Below are 16,655 nucleotides of genomic sequence, written 5' to 3' on the forward strand. Positions count from 1 at the left end.
GCGACGCACGGCTGGCGCCGATCACAAGGTGTCGCATGCGCCGCCAGGCGCATAACCCACCCTCGCAGCTTGCACCGCCGCGGGTTCTCAGCGTTCGCCTGGCGAGGACGGCCCGGCTGCCGTGCATTGGTCATACATAAAGCCGGGCACCCGCAGTCCAGGCGGGCGCTGAGGTTCCGCTACCCGCACCGCCACGCAAGGTGACCACTGATCATCGACAGGTCAGCGGTAGTTCTCGAACTGCAGCGGGGCTTCGAAGTCCGCCGCCTTCAGCATCTGGATGACCGCCTGGAGGTCGTCCTTCTTCTTGCCGGTGACGCGCAGCTGCTCGCCCTGGATCTGCGCCTGCACGCCCTTCGGGCCCTCGTCGCGGATCTTCTTGGAGATCTTCTTCGCCACGTCCTGCGAGATGCCCTGCACGATCTTGCCGCTGGCCTTGTAGACCTGCCCGGAGCTGGCCGGCTCGTTCATGTCCAGGGCCTTCAGCGAGATGCCGCGCTTGATCAGCTTCTCCTTGAAGACGTCGATCGCGGCCTTGCAGCGCTCCTCGGTCCCGGACTCCACCGTCACCGCGGCCTCCCCGGACCACTCGATCTTGGTGTTGGTGCCGCGGAAGTCGAAGCGGGTGGTGAGCTCCTTGGCCGCCTGGTTGAGGGCGTTGTCCACCTCTTGGCGGTCCACCTTGCTCACCACGTCGAAGGACGGGTTTGCCACGTGTCTTACCTCCCGTTGAGACGCAGCTCGTGTCGTCCGGACACGCTACCGGGTGCGGCGGCGCGCCGAGCGGGCTCGCACCCCCGCTCAAACAAAAAACCGACCCCGTGACCAGCTGATCACGGGGTCGGTTTCCTGGGTGCCAGGTGGAGGATTCGAACCTCCGAAGGCAATGCCGGCTGATTTACAGTCAGCTCCCTTTGGCCGCTCGGGCAACCTGGCGTGCGCACCAGCTGCGCTGGCTTGCGGGAAAAAGAATACATCGGGCCGTCCACCGGGTTTCGCCGGGGGTCGGTCAGGCCTGCTCCGGGTCGAAGATCAACGCGTTGGCCTGCGCGGAACCGGCGTCGAGCGCGGTGCGCGCGGCGGCGGGCAGGGCGTCCGGGAAGTCCGGCCCGGCCGCCTTGATCAGGACCAGCAGTCGCTTGGCCAGCCCGCGGGCCTGGGTGAGGCGGACCTCGGCGGCGGTCAGCGTCCGCTGCGAGTCGGCGAGCATCTTGCGGTAGCGGTGATCGAGCTCGGCGTGCTGGTCGACCACGTCGAACGCCCGCCCCAGGTCGGCGAGTTCCGCCGTGTCGACCTGGACGAAGTACGGATCCGGCACGGCTCCGCAGCGTACGCGAGGTGTGGCGCATTGACGGCAGAGCCGGAGCGGGGGCGATTCGTCCGGCTAGCCTGGTGCCCATGGCCATTGACCGGACGGCCCGCGCGAAGCGGCGGCAGGCGCAGCGGAACGCGGAGCGGCTGCAGTCCGCGCCGCGCCCGGCGGGCTCGGCGGTGCTGGGCGTCGAAGGCCTGTTCAGCGCGGGTGCCAAGCACCAGCTGGAGCACCTGGCCTGGGTCGAAGTGGTCAAGGAGGACGAGCGGGAGTCCGGCGGCCCGCTCGACCTGGACGCCGATGTCGTCCGCCTCGATCCGCGGAACTGACGTCGCCCGATTGCGGTGACGATCACATTCCCGCAGGTCGCGACCGCCGTCGGCGGACCGCATCTCCGCTGGCCAGCAGGGCTGTCCGCGCCCGGGCCGATCACGTGCGGATCTGCTCCCGGCCGATGCGCGCGGTCCCGTTCACTCCGTATGTTCGATGTGTGCCTTCGAGCGCTCCATCCACCCCAGGGTCCGCCACCGACGTCGGCCCCGGCTACCGCGAACAGCTCTACTGGCTGCGCTACCAGGACTTCTTCCCCGGCGCCCTGCGCATCACCGAGGAGAACGCGCCTGCCGAGCACTGGTGGTCGTGGCGGGACGTCCAGGTGCACGTCGACCGCGTCGCGCGGGAGCACGCGCCGACCAAGCTGATCGCGCTGCACGGCATCGGCACCTACGGCCGGATGCTCGCCCCGTTCGGGCGGCTGCCATCGCTGGCCGACCTCGAGTTCATCGCCCCCGACCTGCCCGGCTTCGGCCTCACCCGCGCGTCCCGGCGCGGCACCACCTACCAGGACTGGATCGACTGCGTCCGGGACCTGGTGGCGCTGGAGCGGGCCCGCGACGACCGCCCGATCGTGCTGCTCGGCATGAGCACCGGCGGGCGGCTGGCCTACGACGTCGCCGCGCGCGCCGGCGGCGAGGTGGCCGGCGTGATCGCCACCTGCCTCATCGACCCGCAGCGCAGCGAAGCTCGCCGCCGGCTGGCCGCCCGGCCGGAGATGGCCCGGTGGTCCGGGCTGCTCGGCCTGGTGCCGGGCCCGCTGTCGACGGCGCGGGTGCCGACGCACTGGCTGGCCAACATCGCCGCGGTGTCCAACCACGCCCAGCTGGCCAACCTGGTGTGGGCCGACCCCATCGGCGGCGGCAGCTGGCTGGCGCTGGGCTTCGTCCGCAGCTGCCTCGGCGCGGCGCCCGCGGTCCGGCCGGAGGCGTTCACCGGCCCACCGGTGCTGCTGGCGCATCCCGCGGACGACCGCTGGACGCCGCCGCTGCTGTCCGAGCGGTTCTTCGACCGGATCGGCGGGCCGACCCGCTCCGCCGCGCTGACCGGGGCGGGCCACCTGCCCGTCGAGGAGTCCGGGCTGGCCGATCTGGACCGGGCGATCCGCGACTTCTTCGAGGAGTTCGGACTGCCGTGGTGACCCCGCGTGAGCGGCGTGCGCGGACCGTGCGCGGCGATTTGGTTGCTGCGGTGATCCTCACAGGATCGTCGCGGTCGCGGCGTTGAGCCCAACGAGCGGTGGTGCTCGCGGATCGTTGTGAAATTTTTGCAGGTCAACTCCCGATCTCGGTCGCGGACGTCCGCACCGGCCGCGGCCTGCGGCGTCCGCACCGGCGTCCGCCTGGTGCGATGCGGGCCATTCGCCCCTGGCCAAGGCGTGCCGGCGTGAGTCACGATCGTCGGCGGCATTTTTGTGGTGCGCCCGCGCTGCCGGGCGGGGAGGAGCGTGGATGATCGGGCGTCACCGCTCCCTCGGTCCGCAGCCCGAGCTGGAGCCGGCGCGACCACCGGTCCGCCCCGAGGTGGACCCAGTGCGCCGCCGGATGTTCGCCGGTTTCTCCTTCGCGGTGCTCTTCGCCGGAGTGCTGGCCTCGCTGCTGACCTCGGTCTGGCTGCCCTTCCACTACAGCTCGGACCTGCTGTTCCTCGGCCCGCTGCTGGCCATGGGCTTCCTGCTGGCCGAGCAGCTGACCATCGACGTGGACGTCAAGCGGGTCGGCTGGACGATCTCCTTCACCGAGATCCCGCTGATCCTCGCGCTGCTCACGGTCCCGTTCGAGGTGGCGCTGGCGGCGAACCTGCTGGCCGGGCTGGGCGCGCAGGTCGGCCGCCGCGCGGCCACCCACGTCGCCTACAACGCCGGGGTCATGTGCCTGGAGATCGCGGTGCCGTTCGCGGTCGCCCACGCGGTCAACCTGGCGCTGGCCACGGTCGCCCCGATCTGGTTCGGCCCGGTCGTGGGAACCCTCACCTCCTCGCTGATCAGCTGCGGTTTCGCGCTCGCCGCGCTGCACGTGCTGGGCGGCGCGATGCGCGTCTCGGCCGGTGCCCGGCTGGCGGTGCGCACGCTGGCCGTCGGCCTGCTGAACACCTCGGTCGGCCTGGTCAGCTACGAAGTGGCGCTGAGCACGCCGTGGGGCTGGCTGCTGGTGGCGCTGGTCGCCGCGGCCGTGATCGGCCTCTACCGCGCCTACTCCGACCTGATGCGCGAGCAGCGCGACCTGGAAGCGCTCAGCGACGTGAGCCTGAGCGTGGCCCGCTACGGGCAGCGCAGCGCGCAGAGCCCCGGCGAGGCCGTGGAGGCCGCGCCGGAGGCCGGCGAGTGGGAACCCGTCGCCGAGCGGATCCGCGAACAGCTCAACGCGACCCGGGTGGTCCTGCGCCTGCGGCTGGACCCGAGCGGCGAGGTGAGCACGCTCGTCGCCGGTGAGTCCTTACCCGACGCCGCCTGGCAGGCGGCTCCCTCGGCGCTGCGCGACGACCCGCTGCTGCAACTGCCCGGCAGCCACGTGCGCTCGTTCCGAACGCTGGAAGCTCCCGAGGAGGTGCGGCGGGCGCTGCGGCAGCGTGGCGCATACGAGGCGCTGGTCGTCCCGCTGCGCGGCGCGACGCAGCTGCTCGGCGCCGTCGAGGTGCACGACCGGGTCAGCCGCTGGCGCGGCTTCGGCCGGGCGGACGTGCGGCTCCTGCACACCCTCGCCAGCCACCTCGCGACCGCGATGGACAACCGCAGGCTGCTCGCGCGGCTGCGCCACGACGCCTACCACGACCCGCTCACCGGGCTGCTCAACCGAACCGGCTTCCGCGAGATGGCGGCGGAGGAGCTGCGCAACGGCCGCACCGCGGTCGTGCTGCGCATCGACCTCGACGTGCTCACCACGGTCAGCGAAGCCCTCGGCTACACCTGGGGCGACCGGATGGTCGTCGCCGCGGGGGAGCGGATGTGCGAGGAGCTGGGCGAGGCGCCGCTGGCCCGGCTGGAGGCGAACTCCTTCGCGGTGCTGCTGCTGGACCGCGACGAGGAGCAGGCCCACGAGGTGGCCCAGCACCTGCGCGAGGCGATCGCCCGCCCGTACCCGCTGGACCGGATCGTGGTGGAGGCCGCTGGCGTCGCCGGGTACGCATCGTCGGCGCCCGCCGACGGCGAGTGCGAGAACGACGTGGACACCCTGCTGCAGCGCGCCGACGTCGCGGTGCGCGCGGCGCGCAACGGCGAGGACGGGGTGCGCGGCTACGCGCCCGCGATGGGCCAGGTGTTCCTGCGCCGGTTCCAGCTGGTCACGCAGTTCCGGCAGGCGTTGGACACCGGCCAGGTCGAGGTGCACTACCAGCCCAAGGTGGCGCTGCCCGAGCGCCGCGTGGTCGGCGCCGAAGCCCTGGTGCGCTGGTGGCACCCGGAGTACGGGCGGCTGGACCCGGACGAGTTCATCCCGCTGGTCGAGGCGACCGGTCTGGTCGACGCGCTCACCTCCTTCGTGATGGAGTGCGCGCTGGTCAAGATCCGGAAGTGGCTGGACACCGGGCTGCGGATGTCGGTGGCGGTGAACCTCTCGGTGCGCAACCTGGCCGACGAGACCTTCCCGGACCGCGTCGCCGAGGCGCTGCTGCGCCACGACATCCCGCCCGAGCTGCTGACCTTCGAGCTGACCGAGTCCAGCGTGATGGCCGACCCGGAGCGGTCGCTGCCGGTGCTGCGGCGGCTGCACGCGATGGGCGTGGTGCTGGCGGTGGACGACTTCGGCACCGGCTACTCCTCGCTGGCCTACCTGCGGCGGCTGCCGGTGGACGAGGTGAAGATCGACAAGAGCTTCGTGCTCGGCATGGGCACCGACCTCGGCGACATGGCGGTGGTCCGCTCGATCGTCGAGCTGGGCCACTCGCTGGACCTCGCGGTGGTCGCCGAGGGCGTCGAGGACGACGCCGCGCGCGATCTGCTGGTGCAGATGGGCTGCGACGTGGCGCAGGGCTACCTGATCTCCCGGCCGCTGTCCGAGGAGCGCTTCGAGGCGTGGCTGCAGGCCCGCACCAAGCGCGGCGTGGGCGCCCGTTCGGAGACCGTCCTCACACTCCTGCACTGAGCCCGGTTTCGCCGCCCAGAACCCGCTCCAGGGCCCAGGAAGAGGTCCTGACCAGGGTTTTCACCAAAAGTGGACCCCCCTGTTCGGGCCCCTTCCGGGGTGTGTAAAGTTCTAGACGTTCCGCAGGGACACGCCCCAATAGCTCAGTCGGCAGAGCGTCTCCATGGTAAGGAGAAGGTCTACGGTTCGATTCCGTATTGGGGCTCGAAAGACAGCCGCAGTGCTCGCTAAGCTAGGTGCTGTGGCTGTTTTGCGTGGGATATCCTGCGTCGGCTGAGGCTCCGGTGTTCGCACCGAAGGGCTCAGCATGGCGGTGTAGCTCAGTCGGTAGAGCAAGCGGCTCATAATCGCTGTGTCGCCGGTTCAAGTCCGGCCACCGCTACCAGTCACCGGCTCACGCGGGTCCGCCCGCGAGCCGTCCCAGCAGATTACCGAGGCAGAAAGGCAGGCACCCCCGTGGCCGCCACCGACGTCCGACCCAAGATCACGCTGGCGTGCGAGGAGTGCAAGCACCGCAACTACATCACCAACAAGAACCGGCGCAACAACCCGGACCGGTTGGAGATGAAGAAGTTCTGCATGAACTGCGGCACGCACAAGCTGCACAAGGAAACCCGCTGAGGGTAGGCCTTCACCGAGGCTTCCAGCCCGTCCCCGGTATCGGGGGCGGGCTTTTTCGTGCTCGGCCGCAGTTCAGCCGAACGTGGTCTTGTGGGGTGGGGCACTGGTGTTCGTGCAGCGGGGTTGTGCCTGGTCGGGGGTCGGGTAGCCTTCGCGGGTGTCGCTTGACCAGTCATTCATCGGACGTGCGTATCCACCCACCCGGCCCTACGAGGTCGGGCGGGAGAAGATCCGGGAGTTCGCCAGCGCGATCAAGGACGAGTCCCCGCTGTGCCGGGACGTCGAAGCCGCGAAGGCCGCCGGGTACCCCGATGTGATCGCACCGCCGACCTTCGCCGTGATCCTGTCCATGGGCGCGCACGACGCGATCGTCGAGGACCCGCAGCTCGGCTTGGACTACAGCCGGGTCGTGCACGGGCAGCAGGAGTTCACCCACCACCGGCCGATCCGGGCCGGTGACCGGCTGGTCACGGTGGTGCGCGTGGACGACATCAAGACCCGCGCGGGCAACGACTTCCTGACCGTCCGGGCCGAGATCAGCACCGTCGAGGGCGAGCCGGTGTGCACCGCGAAGTCGATGCTGGTGGCCCGCGGCACCGCGGAGGGCGAGGAGTGATGGGCGTGCGGATCTCCGAGGTCGCCGTCGGCGACCGGTTGCCCGAGCTGAGCGTGCCGCTCACCCGCGCCGACCTGGTCCGCTACGCGGGCGCCTCCGGCGACTTCAACCCGATCCACTGGAACGAGCGGTTCGCCACCGAGGTCGGGCTGCCGGACGTGATCGCGCACGGGATGCTCACCATGGCCGTGGCCGGCCGGCTGGTCAGCGAGTGGACCGGCGACCCCGGCGCGATCCTGCACTACGGGGTCCGCTTCACGCGGCCCGTCGTGGTGCCCGACGACGGCACCGGCGCCCAGGTGGACGTCTCCGGCAAGATCTCGGCGATCAACGAGGACGGCACGGTCAAGGTCGTGATCACGGCCAAGAGCGCGTCTCAGGGCGTCCTGGGCGGCGCCACGGCCATCGTCCGCCTCCCCGAGTAGCGCGCGGTGGGTGAGGGGCGACGCGCCCCTCACCCCCGGATCACCGCGCTTCGCCGAGGAGCTCGGCCAGGCGGGTCACGCCGGTGACCAGATCTTCGTCGCCGAGGGCGTAGGAGAGGCGGAAGTAGCCGGGAGTGCCGAAGGCCTCGCCCGGGACCACCGCGACCTCGGCGTGCTCCAGCGCCAGGGCCGCGAGCTCGACGCTGGTCCGCGGGCGGACACCGCGGATCTCCTTGCCCAGCAGCTCCTTGACCGACGGGTACGCGTAGAAGGCGCCCTGCGGTACGGGGCAGCTGACGCCGGGGATCGCCGAGAGCAGCTCGACCATCTTGCGGCGGCGGCGGTCGAACGCCGCGCGCATCTCGTGGACAGCGTCCAGCGGGCCGCTGACGGCCTCCAGGGCGGCCCGCTGCGAGACGTTGGCGACGTTGGACGACAGGTGCGACTGCAGGTTCGTCGCGGCCTTGATCACGTCCGCCGGGCCGATCATCCAGCCCACCCGCCAGCCGGTCATGGCGTAGGTCTTGGCGACGCCGTTGAGCACCACGCAGGTGTCGGCCAGCTCCGGCACCGCGGTGGGCATCGACACGTGCCGCGCGTCGCCGTAGACCAGGTGCTCGTAGATCTCGTCGGTGATCACCCAGATGCCGTGCTCGACGGCCCAGCGGCCGATCGCCTCGACCTGCTCCGGCGGGTACACCGCACCGGTCGGGTTGGACGGCGAGTTGAACACCAGGACCTTGGTGCGCGGCGTGCGCGCCGCCTCCAGCTGGTCGACGGAGACCAGGTAGCCGGTCGACTCGTCGGCCGGGACCACCACCGGAATTCCACCCGGCAGGGTGATCGCCTCCGGGTAGGTGGTCCAGTACGGAGCGGGCAGCAGCACCTCGTCGCCCGGATCCAGCAGGGTCTGGAACGCCTGGTAGACGGCATGCTTGCCGCCGTTGGTCACCAGCACCTGACCGGGCTGCACGACGAGGCCGGAGTCCCGCCGGGTCTTGGCGGCGATGGCTTCGCGCAGCTCGGGCAGGCCCGCGGCCGGACTGTACCGGTGGTTCCTGGGGTCGGAGCAGGCGGCGACGGCGGCGTCGACGATCGGCTGCGGCGTCGGGAAGTCGGGCTCGCCGGCGCCGAACCCGATCACCGGGCGGCCGGCGGCCCTGAGCGCCTTGGCTTTGGTGTCCACGGCCAGCGTGGCGGACTCGCTGATGCCGCCGATCCGCGCGGAGACCCGCGCGCCGGTCCGGTGCTCTGCGTCAGGTGTGGCCATGTCCGGCATCCTGGCAGAAGTGGCCACCGCCACGCTTCCCACCTGCGGCGGAGTTGTTCTTGAACCGGACAGGGGGGTGCCGTTGGAAACGGGTTGTCGGTGTGCCGTACACTTTCGAACCTGGGATGCCTGAGCACCGTGGAACCCCGGTTCCATGGCGGTGGAGGGCGTCCCGAACTGCGGTCGGGCATGATGGGCCGCAAAGGGGTGTAGCTCAATTGGCAGAGCAGCGGTCTCCAAAACCGCAGGTTGCAGGTTCAAGTCCTGTCACCCCTGCGTCGATGCGACGGTGAGCGGAGGATTGGCGTGAGCGAGGACCGCGAGCAGGAGCAGGGCGGGGAGCGCGACGACGCCAACCGTCCGTCCAGCGCTGCGGCGCGGCGCGAGCGCCGTGCTTCCTCCCGTCCGGCCGGTCGCAAGGGCCGGTCCGGCGAGTCGGGTGCCAACTCGACTCGCACAACTGAGTCGAAGGGTCGGCCGACCCCATCGCGGGACGGTCGGCAGGGTCGGGTTTCGCTGTTCCGGAAGATCGGACGCTTCCTGCGCGAGGTCGTCGCCGAACTGCGCAAGGTCATCTGGCCGACGCGCAAGTCGCTGGTGACCTACACGTTCGTGGTGCTGGTGTTCGTCAGCGTCATGGTGGCGTTCGTGGCCGGCGTGGATGTGCTCTTCGCCAAGGGCGTGGGCTGGTTGTTCGGCTCCAGCTGAACCTTCGGGCCCGCGCTTTAGGTGGTGCCGGCGGAGCAACGACCCGGCACGCAACGCACGAGAGGAAGCGAGACCGACTGTGACCTCCCACGAGGGCCAGGAAACCACCGGCCTCACCGACGAGCAGGTGCAGCCAGCGGCCGACGAGGTCGAGGCGACCGCGAACCAGGTCGATGCAGTCGAGTCCGCCGACGGTGCCGACTCCGGCGAGGACACCGGCTCCAGCGACGACGTCGAGACCGAAGAGGTCCCGGACGCCGCTGAGGGCGACTCCGACGCCGACGAGTCCGCTGCGGGCGACGCCGACGAGTCCGGTGAAGCCGACGCCGAAGCGGCCGAGGAAGTCGACCCCGTCGAGGAGCTGCGCGCCGCACTGCGCCGCGCCCCCGGCGACTGGTACGTCGTGCACTCCTACGCCGGCTACGAGAACAAGGTCAAGACCAACCTGGAGACCCGCGCCCAGACGCTGGACGTCGAGGACTTCATCTTCCAGGTCGAGGTGCCGACCGAAGAGGTCACCGAGATCAAGAACGGCCAGCGCAAGCTGGTGCAGCGCAAGGTGCTGCCCGGCTACATCCTGGTCCGGATGGAGCTCAACGACGCGTCCTGGAGCGCGGTGCGCAACACGCCGGGCGTCACCGGCTTCGTCGGCGCCACCTCCAAGCCGTCGCCGCTGACCATCGACGACGTGCTGAAGTTCCTCGCGCCGCAGGTGGAGGAGAAGAAGGCCGAGCCGGGCAAGAAGGCCGCGGCCGCTCCGTCCGCCGCCAAGTCCGCGGTGGAGGTCGACTTCGAGGTCGGTGAGTCCGTCACCGTCATGGACGGGCCGTTCGCGACCCTTCCCGCGACCATCAACGAGGTCAACCCGGACGCCCAGAAGCTCAAGGTCCTGGTGTCGATCTTCGGCCGCGAAACGCCGGTTGAGCTGTCGTTCAACCAGGTTTCCAAGATCTGACCGGCTCCCCCTGGGAGCACGGCGGCTGTGCGTGGATCTGGCAGGACCACGCGCAGAAGCGGGCGATGCCACCGTTTCGTGGTCTCGCCAGATTCGGCTCCGCAGCCACGCGGGGCCGGGCAACCGGATAGCGAAGACACAGGAAGCAAACATGCCGCCCAAGAAGAAGAAGCTGGCAGCGATCATCAAGCTGCAGATCCAGGCGGGCCAGGCCAACCCGGCTCCGCCGGTCGGCCCGGCGCTGGGTCAGCACGGCGTCAACATCATGGAGTTCTGCAAGGCCTACAACGCCGCCACCGAGCAGCAGCGCGGCAACGTGGTCCCGGTCGAGATCTCCGTCTACGAAGACCGGTCCTTCGACTTCAAGCTGAAGACCCCGCCGGCCGCGAAGCTGCTGCTGAAGGCCGCCGGTGTGCAGAAGGGCAGCGGCGAGCCGCACAAGACGAAGGTCGGCAAGGTCTCCATGGACCAGGTCCGCGAGATCGCGCAGACCAAGATGGAAGACCTCAACGCCAACGACATCGACCAGGCCGCGAAGATCATCGCCGGTACTGCTCGGTCGATGGGCCTGAACGTCGAGGGCTGATCCGGTACCGGTTCCGACCGGGCACCGCTGTGGGAGGGCTCCAGCGCAGCCCGACCAACCACAACTGATCCACCGCTGATAGGGACAGAAATGGCAAAGCGCAGCAAGGCATACCAGCAGGCGGCCGAGCTGATCGACCGGACGCGTCTGTACGCGCCGACCGAAGCCGCCGACCTGGCGAAGAAGACCTCCAAGGTCAAGTACGACGCCACCGTCGAGGTGGCGCTGCGGCTGGGCGTCGACCCCCGCAAGGCAGACCAGATGGTCCGCGGCACCGTGAACCTGCCGCACGGCACTGGTAAGACTGCCCGCGTCATCGTGTTCGCCGTCGGCGACAAGGCCGCTGAGGCCGAGGCCGCCGGAGCGGACGCGGTTGGTTCCGAGGACCTGATCGAGCGCATTCAGGGCGGCTGGCTCGATTTCGACGCGGCGATCGCCACCCCGGACCAGATGGCCAAGGTCGGCAAGGTGGCCCGCATCCTCGGCCCGCGCGGCCTGATGCCGAACCCGAAGACCGGCACCGTCACCCCGAACGTCACCAAGGCGGTCGCGGACATCAAGGGCGGTAAGATCAACTTCCGCGTCGACAAGCAGGCCAACCTGCACTTCATCATCGGCAAGGCCTCGTTCGACACCGACAAGCTGGTGGAGAACTACCTGGCCGCGCTGGACGAGGTGCTGCGCGCCAAGCCGTCGGCGTCGAAGGGCCGGTACCTGAAGAAGGTCACCTTCACCACGACGATGGGCCCGGGCATCCCGGTGGACCCGAGCGCCACGCGCGCGTCCGCCTGATCCCGCAACACCCGCCGAAAGGGCGGGCCGACCTCCGGGTCGGCCCGCCCTTTCGCGTTCGGCGACCGGGCCTGCGCAATTTCAATGGAACTTGGACGTCTGATTTCCATTGAAATCGCGGAGGTCTCCACGGGCCTCCGGCGTGTCGGGGGACGACACGCCGGAGGGGGTGCAACTTCCATTGAAATCGGATCTTCGATTTCCATTGAAATTGCGGCCGGTCAGGGGCAGGTGGAGCTCTGGAGCGCGTAGGCGCTGATCGCCCAGCCGCCGTCCTGTTGCTGGGTGAGCTTGAGGCTGCCCAGTCGCGGGCCGCCCGCCACCTGGATCCGGCAGCCGTGCACCACCGCCTCGCGGCCGGTCGCGTCGATCGCGTCGTAGCCGAGCTTCGGGTTCGCGTAGGCGTTGCGGTCGGTGATCTGGTCGTGCACTCGCTGGGCCGCGGTGGCGCAATCGGGCGCCTGGTGGGCGACGGCGAAGCCGTTCTCGCCGGTCGCGTCGAACAGGCCGCACGCGAGGGCCGGGTCGTCGCCGCGCAGCAGGTTGTAGATGTCGAACAGCGCGTCTTCCGGGGTCGGGGCCTTCCGCGGCTGCGGGCGGACCGGCGGTTGACCGCTGCTGGAGGTGTCCGAGCTGCTGTTGCTGCTGCCGAAGTAGTAGTCGTAGGCGTAGTTGAGCAGGAGGAGGAGCACGAGCAGGTAGATCAGGCGGCGGACGAACTTGTAGCGGAGGAGGCCGAGGGCCGTCTTCCACCAGGGCTTCTTCGGCTGCTCCGCGGGCTGGGCGCCGGTGGGCGGGGGCACCGCGAGGTCGCCGCCCTGGGCCTGCTGCCACTCGCGGTACCGCTGGAACTTCTGGAACTCCTGGAACTGCCGGAATTCCTCGTCGTCGGCGGGTTGCGCGGGCTTGGCCGGCGTCGGTGCGGCGACGAGATCGCCGTCCACCACCTCGGCGTCGACGATGTCGGCGGGGCGGGACTTGTCCGGCAGGTTCGACCCGGGCTCCGGCTCGTGCTGATCGGCCACGCCCCACATGATGCCCGCCCGTGCGTCCCAGGTCACCACCGGTGATGTGGTGAGGGGTGGTTGGAAGTGCCCGGGAGGCATCGCGTACTCTTTAAGAGGTTCCACCCAAGACCGCTGGTCTTCTCCGGGTTCCGGAGAACTAAGGTCCCGTGAGATGCGGGCGGCCCGCGCAGGAGGGACGAGGCTACGCGTGCCGCGCTCTGCGCGCCCATGATCTTGACGCCCCGTGCTTGCTGCGCCGGGGCGTTTTGTCGTCTCAGGACCGACTGGATGCGGATCACAGTCGGAGATAGAGAGGAGGCGACATGGCGAAGCCCGACAAGGTCGATGCGGTCACCGAGATCGCTGGCCACTTCACCACTTCGACCGCTGCGGTCGTGACCGAGTACCGCGGGCTGTCCATGGCGCAGCTGTCCACGCTGCGCCGCTCCCTCGGAGCGGGCACCACGTACCGTGTCGCGAAGAACACGCTGGTCAAGCGTGCCGCCGAGCAGTCGGGCGTCGAGGGACTCGACGACCTGTTCGTCGGCCCGACCGCGATCGCCTTCATCGAGGGCGAGCCGGTCGACGCCGCAAAGGCCCTGAAGGAGTTCGCCAAGGACAACCAGTCCCTGGTGATCAAGGGCGGTTACATGGACGGCCGCGCGCTGTCCGTGTCCGAGGTCGAGAGCATCGCCGACCTCGACTCGCGCGAGGTCACGCTGAGCAAGCTGGCCGGTGCGATGAAGGCCAAGATGGGCCAGGCCGCCGCGCTGTTCGCTGCGCCGGCGTCCCAGGTGGCTCGGTTGGCTGCTGCTCTGCAGGAGAAGAAGGGCAGCGACGCCGACGCCTGAGTCCCCAGTGGATGCAGTTGTCGGTCGCAAAACTCCCCTCCCCGGTGCCGCCGGCGCTCGGGGACCTGAACGGAAAGGAACGCCGTCGTGGCGAAGCTGAGCAACGAAGAGCTGTTGGACGTCTTCAAGGAGATGACCCTCCTGGAGCTGTCCGCGTTCGTCAAGGAGTTCGAGGAGACCTTCGACGTCACCGCCGCCGCCCCGGCCGCCGTCGTGGCCGCCCCGGGTGCCGCCGGTGGTGCCGCCGCCGCTGAGGAGCAGGACGAGTTCGACGTCGTCCTCGAGGGTGCCGGCGACAAGAAGATCCAGGTCATCAAGGTCGTCCGCGAGATCGTCTCCGGCCTGGGCCTGAAGGAGGCCAAGGAGCTGGTCGAGGGCGCTCCGAAGCCGATCCTGGAGAAGGTCGAGAAGGAGAAGGCCGAAGAGGCCAAGGCCAAGCTGGAAGAGGCCGGCGCCTCGGTCTCCCTCAAGTGATCTGGTGCCCGCCTGACGAACTCGTTCCGCGTGGTTCGAAAAGGCGGGCCGGAGGGGCCTTCCCGCTCCTCTGACTCACTGTGAAAGGGCGAGCACTCGCAGTCGCGAGTGCTCGCCCTTTTTTGCTCCGCGGAATTCCGGAAATCCCATGATGGTTTCCAGGCTCGTTTTGCGTAGCGGTGCGGGTAGCGGAACCTCAGACGCCGCCTGGACTGCGGGATCCCGCTCTTATGTATGGCCCAATACACGGCGACCGGGCTGTCCTCGCCAAGAGCCCCGTTCGGGCGGGCGCAGTCTGAGAACCCGCAGCGGTGCAGGCTGCGAGGGCGGGTTATGCGCCTGCGGCGCATGCGACACCTTTCGCGTTGCCGCCGGTTGGGCGCCGCGGCTGCCGACCAGGATGAAAAGCTCCATCAACCGGACAACTCGCGCGCATCGGTTCGCCTGCGGGCAAAGAAAGTTCGCGGTGGAGAAGTTCAAGTGAACTGGCGAGTAACTCCGTTGCGTCGGGCTCGTTGCACAGGTGTGACGCTGATGACCTTCGTTGTGCGCGTCACATGTGTCAGGCTGCCTCACCAGGGCGGCCGGACGAGCCGAATTCGAGGACGCGGAGGTGCGGATGGGCGTCGAGGTGGTTGTCGACGGGCTGTCGAAGTCCTTCGGCGCGCAGAGCATCTGGCGGGATGTTTCGCTCACGCTTCCTCCCGGTGAGATCAGCGTGCTGCTGGGGCCTTCCGGGACCGGGAAGTCCGTCTTCCTGAAATCGCTGGTGGGATTGCTCAAGCCGGAGCGGGGCAAGGTCGTCATCAACGGGGTCGACATCTGCACCTGCCCGGAGCGCGACCTCTACGAGGTGCGGAAGCTCTTCGGCGTGCTGTTCCAGGACGGCGCGCTGTTCGGGTCGATGAACCTGTTCGACAACATCGCCTTCCCGCTGCGCGAGCACACCCGCAAGGGCGAGTCCGAGATCCGCCGGATCGTGCTCGAGAAGATGGAGATGGTCGGGCTCATCGGCGCCGAGGACAAGCTGCCCGGCGAGATCTCCGGCGGTATGCGCAAGCGCGCCGGGCTGGCCCGCGCGCTGGTGCTGGACCCGGAGATCATCCTGGTCGACGAGCCGGACTCCGGTCTGGACCCGGTCCGCACCGTGCTGCTGAACCAGCTGATCGTCGACCTTAACGCGCAGATCGACGCGACGATCCTGATCGTCACCCACGACATCAACACCGCGCGCACCGTGCCGGACAACATCGGCATGCTCTACCGCCGGAACCTGGTGATGTTCGGCCCGCGCGAGGTGCTGCTGACCTCGGCGGAGCCGGTGGTGGTGCAGTTCCTCAACGGCCGGCCGGACGGGCCGATCGGGATGAGCGAGGAGAAGGACACCGGCGCGGGGGAGCTGGCGCGGTTGAGCGAGCTCGCCGTTCCGCCGATGATGCCGCAGCTCGAAGTCAGCCCCGGCATGCCGGAGCGGACCGCCGTGCGCCGCCGCAAGGAGCGGGTGCTGCGGCAGTTGCGCACGCTGAATCCGTCCGCGCAGCAGGAGATCTTGAAGACGCTGAGCCCGGAAGAGCTGGCGCTCTACGGCTTTTCGGCACCCGCGACCGGCTCTTGGCCGCAGTCCGAGCCGATGACTGCGCCCGCACGGCCGCAGCAGGCCGAGCCGGTGCCCGCGCTGCCGCAGAACGAGGTCGCCGACGTGCCGCAGCAGGTCCGCCCCTCGCCGCGCCCGCGCGACCCGGAGGCCCCGCCGTGGGCGGGTGCGCCGGAGCCCGCGGCGGAACCGGTCGAGTCCTCGCGCCGCCGGTGGTTCGGGCGCAAGCGGGGTGAGCAGTGAGTTCGCCGTCCCAGGCGCGGTTTCCGGGTGCGGCGGGCTTGCGGGAGACCGGTCGCCTGTTCGCGCTCGCGCTGGACGTGGTGCGGGCGCTGCCGAAGCGCCCGTTCCAGCTCCGCGAGTTCATCCAGCAGTGCTGGTTCATCGCCAGCGTGACGATCCTGCCGACCGCGCTGGTGTCCATCCCGTTCGGTGCGGTGATCGCGCTCCAGCTCGGCTCGCTGACCAGGCAGATCGGCGCGCAGTCGTTCACCGGTGCGGCCAGCGTGCTGGCCATCATCCAGCAGGCGGCGCCGATCGTGACCGCGCTGCTCATCGCCGGCGCCGGTGGTTCGGCGATCTGCGCGGACCTGGGTTCGCGGAAGATCCGCGACGAGATCGACGCGATGGAGGTGCTGGGCATCTCGCCGATCCAGCGCCTCGTGGTGCCGCGGGTGCTGGCCGCGATGCTGGTGGCCGTGCTGCTCAACGGCATGGTCAGCGTGGTCGGCGTGCTGGGCGGCTACACCTTCAACGTGATCATGCAGGGCGGTACACCCGGCGCCTACATGGCGAGCTTCAACGCGCTGGCGCAGCTGCCGGACCTGTGGATCGGCGAGATCAAGGCGCTGATCTTCGGCTTCCTGGCAGGCGTGGTGGCGGCCTACCGCGGCCTGCACCCGCCACCCGGCCCGAAGGGCGTCGGAGACGCCGTGAACCAGTCGGTGGTGATCACCTTCCTGCTGCTGTTCGCGGTGAACTTCGTGCTCACGACGATGTACTTGCAACTCGTGCCGCCAAAGGGCATGTGAC

The 16,655-nt window shown here is 69.6% G+C and carries 18 protein-coding genes and 4 tRNA genes; 17 read left to right on the forward strand and 5 right to left on the reverse strand.

The genetic code is table 11. The annotated features are described in order from the left end of the window. Positions 1 to 222: 222 nt before the first annotated feature. From ATL45_RS16395 to ATL45_RS16405, 3 genes are all read right to left on the reverse strand, one after another. Positions 223 to 714: a YajQ family cyclic di-GMP-binding protein gene (locus tag ATL45_RS16395; protein WP_093155310.1), complete on the reverse strand. Its 492-nt coding sequence runs from the start codon at positions 712 to 714 to the stop codon at positions 223 to 225. 140 nt (positions 715 to 854) lie between these two features. Continuing rightward, positions 855 to 936: transfer RNA gene (locus ATL45_RS16400), tRNA-Tyr, on the reverse strand. Positions 937 to 1,009: 73 nt separating this feature from the next. Further along, positions 1,010 to 1,318, reverse strand: coding sequence for a hypothetical protein (locus ATL45_RS16405; RefSeq protein WP_093155309.1), 309 nt, complete (start codon positions 1,316 to 1,318; stop codon positions 1,010 to 1,012). An 80-nt stretch (positions 1,319 to 1,398) separates the two neighbouring features. Here ATL45_RS16405 and ATL45_RS16410 point away from each other — a divergent pair, with 80 nt between their 5' ends. The 8 genes from ATL45_RS16410 (at position 1,399) to ATL45_RS16445 (ending at position 7,386) form a co-directional block, all read left to right on the forward strand. After that, positions 1,399 to 1,641, forward strand: a complete 243-nt coding sequence (locus tag ATL45_RS16410; RefSeq protein WP_093155307.1) for a hypothetical protein — start codon at positions 1,399 to 1,401, stop codon at positions 1,639 to 1,641. A 161-nt stretch (positions 1,642 to 1,802) separates the two neighbouring features. Beyond that, positions 1,803 to 2,786, forward strand: coding sequence for an alpha/beta fold hydrolase (locus tag ATL45_RS16415; RefSeq protein ID WP_246025386.1), 984 nt, complete (start codon positions 1,803 to 1,805; stop codon positions 2,784 to 2,786). 310 nt (positions 2,787 to 3,096) lie between these two features. Next, positions 3,097 to 5,724, forward strand: a complete 2,628-nt coding sequence (locus tag ATL45_RS16420) for a putative bifunctional diguanylate cyclase/phosphodiesterase (RefSeq protein ID WP_093155304.1) — start codon at positions 3,097 to 3,099, stop codon at positions 5,722 to 5,724. 132 nt (positions 5,725 to 5,856) lie between these two features. Then, a tRNA-Thr gene (locus ATL45_RS16425) sits at positions 5,857 to 5,929 on the forward strand. Between the two features lie 104 nt (positions 5,930 to 6,033). Then, positions 6,034 to 6,109, forward strand: a tRNA-Met gene (locus ATL45_RS16430). Positions 6,110 to 6,180: 71 nt separating this feature from the next. Beyond that, the gene (rpmG, locus tag ATL45_RS16435) at positions 6,181 to 6,345 is read left to right on the forward strand and encodes a 50S ribosomal protein L33 (RefSeq protein WP_093155303.1); all 165 of its coding nucleotides are present in this window, start codon (positions 6,181 to 6,183) and stop codon (positions 6,343 to 6,345) included. A 157-nt stretch (positions 6,346 to 6,502) separates the two neighbouring features. Further along, the gene (locus ATL45_RS16440; RefSeq protein ID WP_093155301.1) at positions 6,503 to 6,961 is read left to right on the forward strand and encodes a MaoC family dehydratase N-terminal domain-containing protein; all 459 of its coding nucleotides are present in this window, start codon (positions 6,503 to 6,505) and stop codon (positions 6,959 to 6,961) included. Continuing rightward, a complete protein-coding gene (locus ATL45_RS16445; RefSeq protein WP_093155300.1) occupies positions 6,961 to 7,386 on the forward strand; it encodes a MaoC family dehydratase in 426 nt (141 codons plus the stop codon). The genes ATL45_RS16440 and ATL45_RS16445 overlap by 1 nt, the downstream gene beginning before the upstream one ends. Positions 7,387 to 7,426: 40 nt before the next feature. Here the strand turns inward: ATL45_RS16445 and ATL45_RS16450 are convergent, their stop codons facing one another. After that, positions 7,427 to 8,656, reverse strand: a complete 1,230-nt coding sequence (locus ATL45_RS16450) for a pyridoxal phosphate-dependent aminotransferase (protein WP_093155299.1) — start codon at positions 8,654 to 8,656, stop codon at positions 7,427 to 7,429. 203 nt (positions 8,657 to 8,859) lie between these two features. On the opposite strand from ATL45_RS16450, the gene ATL45_RS16455 reads away from it, so the two are divergent. The 5 genes from ATL45_RS16455 (at position 8,860) to rplA (ending at position 11,697) form a co-directional block, all read left to right on the forward strand. Further along, a tRNA-Trp gene (locus tag ATL45_RS16455) sits at positions 8,860 to 8,932 on the forward strand. A 30-nt stretch (positions 8,933 to 8,962) separates the two neighbouring features. Beyond that, positions 8,963 to 9,364, forward strand: coding sequence for a preprotein translocase subunit SecE (gene secE / locus ATL45_RS16460; protein WP_093155297.1), 402 nt, complete (start codon positions 8,963 to 8,965; stop codon positions 9,362 to 9,364). A gap of 79 nt (positions 9,365 to 9,443) precedes the next feature. Then, entirely contained in the window at positions 9,444 to 10,319 is an 876-nt protein-coding gene (nusG, locus tag ATL45_RS16465; RefSeq protein ID WP_093155295.1) for a transcription termination/antitermination protein NusG, read from the forward strand. A gap of 151 nt (positions 10,320 to 10,470) precedes the next feature. Next, positions 10,471 to 10,905, forward strand: a complete 435-nt coding sequence (rplK, locus tag ATL45_RS16470; RefSeq protein ID WP_093155294.1) for a 50S ribosomal protein L11 — start codon at positions 10,471 to 10,473, stop codon at positions 10,903 to 10,905. 90 nt (positions 10,906 to 10,995) lie between these two features. After that, positions 10,996 to 11,697 carry a 50S ribosomal protein L1 gene (gene rplA / locus ATL45_RS16475; RefSeq protein ID WP_093155292.1) on the forward strand — a complete coding sequence of 234 codons (702 nt, stop codon included), beginning with the start codon at positions 10,996 to 10,998 and terminating at the stop codon, positions 11,695 to 11,697. Between the two features lie 221 nt (positions 11,698 to 11,918). Here the strand turns inward: rplA and ATL45_RS16480 are convergent, their stop codons facing one another. After that, complete coding sequence (locus ATL45_RS16480; RefSeq protein ID WP_121505352.1) at positions 11,919 to 12,758, reverse strand: hypothetical protein; 840 nt, start codon at positions 12,756 to 12,758, stop codon at positions 11,919 to 11,921. 269 nt (positions 12,759 to 13,027) lie between these two features. Here ATL45_RS16480 and rplJ point away from each other — a divergent pair, with 269 nt between their 5' ends. From rplJ to ATL45_RS16500, 4 genes are all read left to right on the forward strand, one after another. After that, a complete protein-coding gene (rplJ, locus tag ATL45_RS16485; RefSeq protein ID WP_093155289.1) occupies positions 13,028 to 13,555 on the forward strand; it encodes a 50S ribosomal protein L10 in 528 nt (175 codons plus the stop codon). A gap of 87 nt (positions 13,556 to 13,642) precedes the next feature. Then, on the forward strand, positions 13,643 to 14,029 hold the full coding sequence (rplL, locus tag ATL45_RS16490) for a 50S ribosomal protein L7/L12 (protein ID WP_093155288.1): 387 nt from the start codon (positions 13,643 to 13,645) through the stop codon (positions 14,027 to 14,029). Positions 14,030 to 14,648: 619 nt separating this feature from the next. Continuing rightward, positions 14,649 to 15,866: an ABC transporter ATP-binding protein gene (locus tag ATL45_RS16495; RefSeq protein WP_093155286.1), complete on the forward strand. Its 1,218-nt coding sequence runs from the start codon at positions 14,649 to 14,651 to the stop codon at positions 15,864 to 15,866. Then, entirely contained in the window at positions 15,863 to 16,654 is a 792-nt protein-coding gene (locus ATL45_RS16500; RefSeq protein ID WP_093155285.1) for an MlaE family ABC transporter permease, read from the forward strand. The genes ATL45_RS16495 and ATL45_RS16500 overlap by 4 nt, the downstream gene beginning before the upstream one ends. The last annotated feature ends 1 nt before the right edge of the window (position 16,655 follow it).

Origin of the sequence: Saccharopolyspora antimicrobica, from assembly GCF_003635025.1 — a bacterium.
GTDB classification, from domain to species: domain Bacteria; phylum Actinomycetota; class Actinomycetes; order Mycobacteriales; family Pseudonocardiaceae; genus Saccharopolyspora; species Saccharopolyspora antimicrobica.

What these genes read in the sequence shown, in the direction of transcription:
- ATL45_RS16410 (WP_093155307.1), top strand. Translation starts at nt 1,399, where the DNA reads ATGGCCATTGACCGGACGGCCCGCGCGAAGCGGCGGCAGGCGCAGCGG.
- rplJ (WP_093155289.1), top strand. Translation starts at nt 13,028, where the DNA reads ATGGCGAAGCCCGACAAGGTCGATGCGGTCACCGAGATCGCTGGCCAC.
- rplA (WP_093155292.1), top strand. Translation starts at nt 10,996, where the DNA reads ATGGCAAAGCGCAGCAAGGCATACCAGCAGGCGGCCGAGCTGATCGAC.
- ATL45_RS16420 (WP_093155304.1), top strand. Translation starts at nt 3,097, where the DNA reads ATGATCGGGCGTCACCGCTCCCTCGGTCCGCAGCCCGAGCTGGAGCCG.
- ATL45_RS16450 (WP_093155299.1), bottom strand. Translation starts at nt 8,656, where the DNA reads ATGGCCACACCTGACGCAGAGCACCGGACCGGCGCGCGGGTCTCCGCG.
- ATL45_RS16445 (WP_093155300.1), top strand. Translation starts at nt 6,961, where the DNA reads ATGGGCGTGCGGATCTCCGAGGTCGCCGTCGGCGACCGGTTGCCCGAG.
- rplK (WP_093155294.1), top strand. Translation starts at nt 10,471, where the DNA reads ATGCCGCCCAAGAAGAAGAAGCTGGCAGCGATCATCAAGCTGCAGATC.
- ATL45_RS16495 (WP_093155286.1), top strand. Translation starts at nt 14,649, where the DNA reads ATGGGCGTCGAGGTGGTTGTCGACGGGCTGTCGAAGTCCTTCGGCGCG.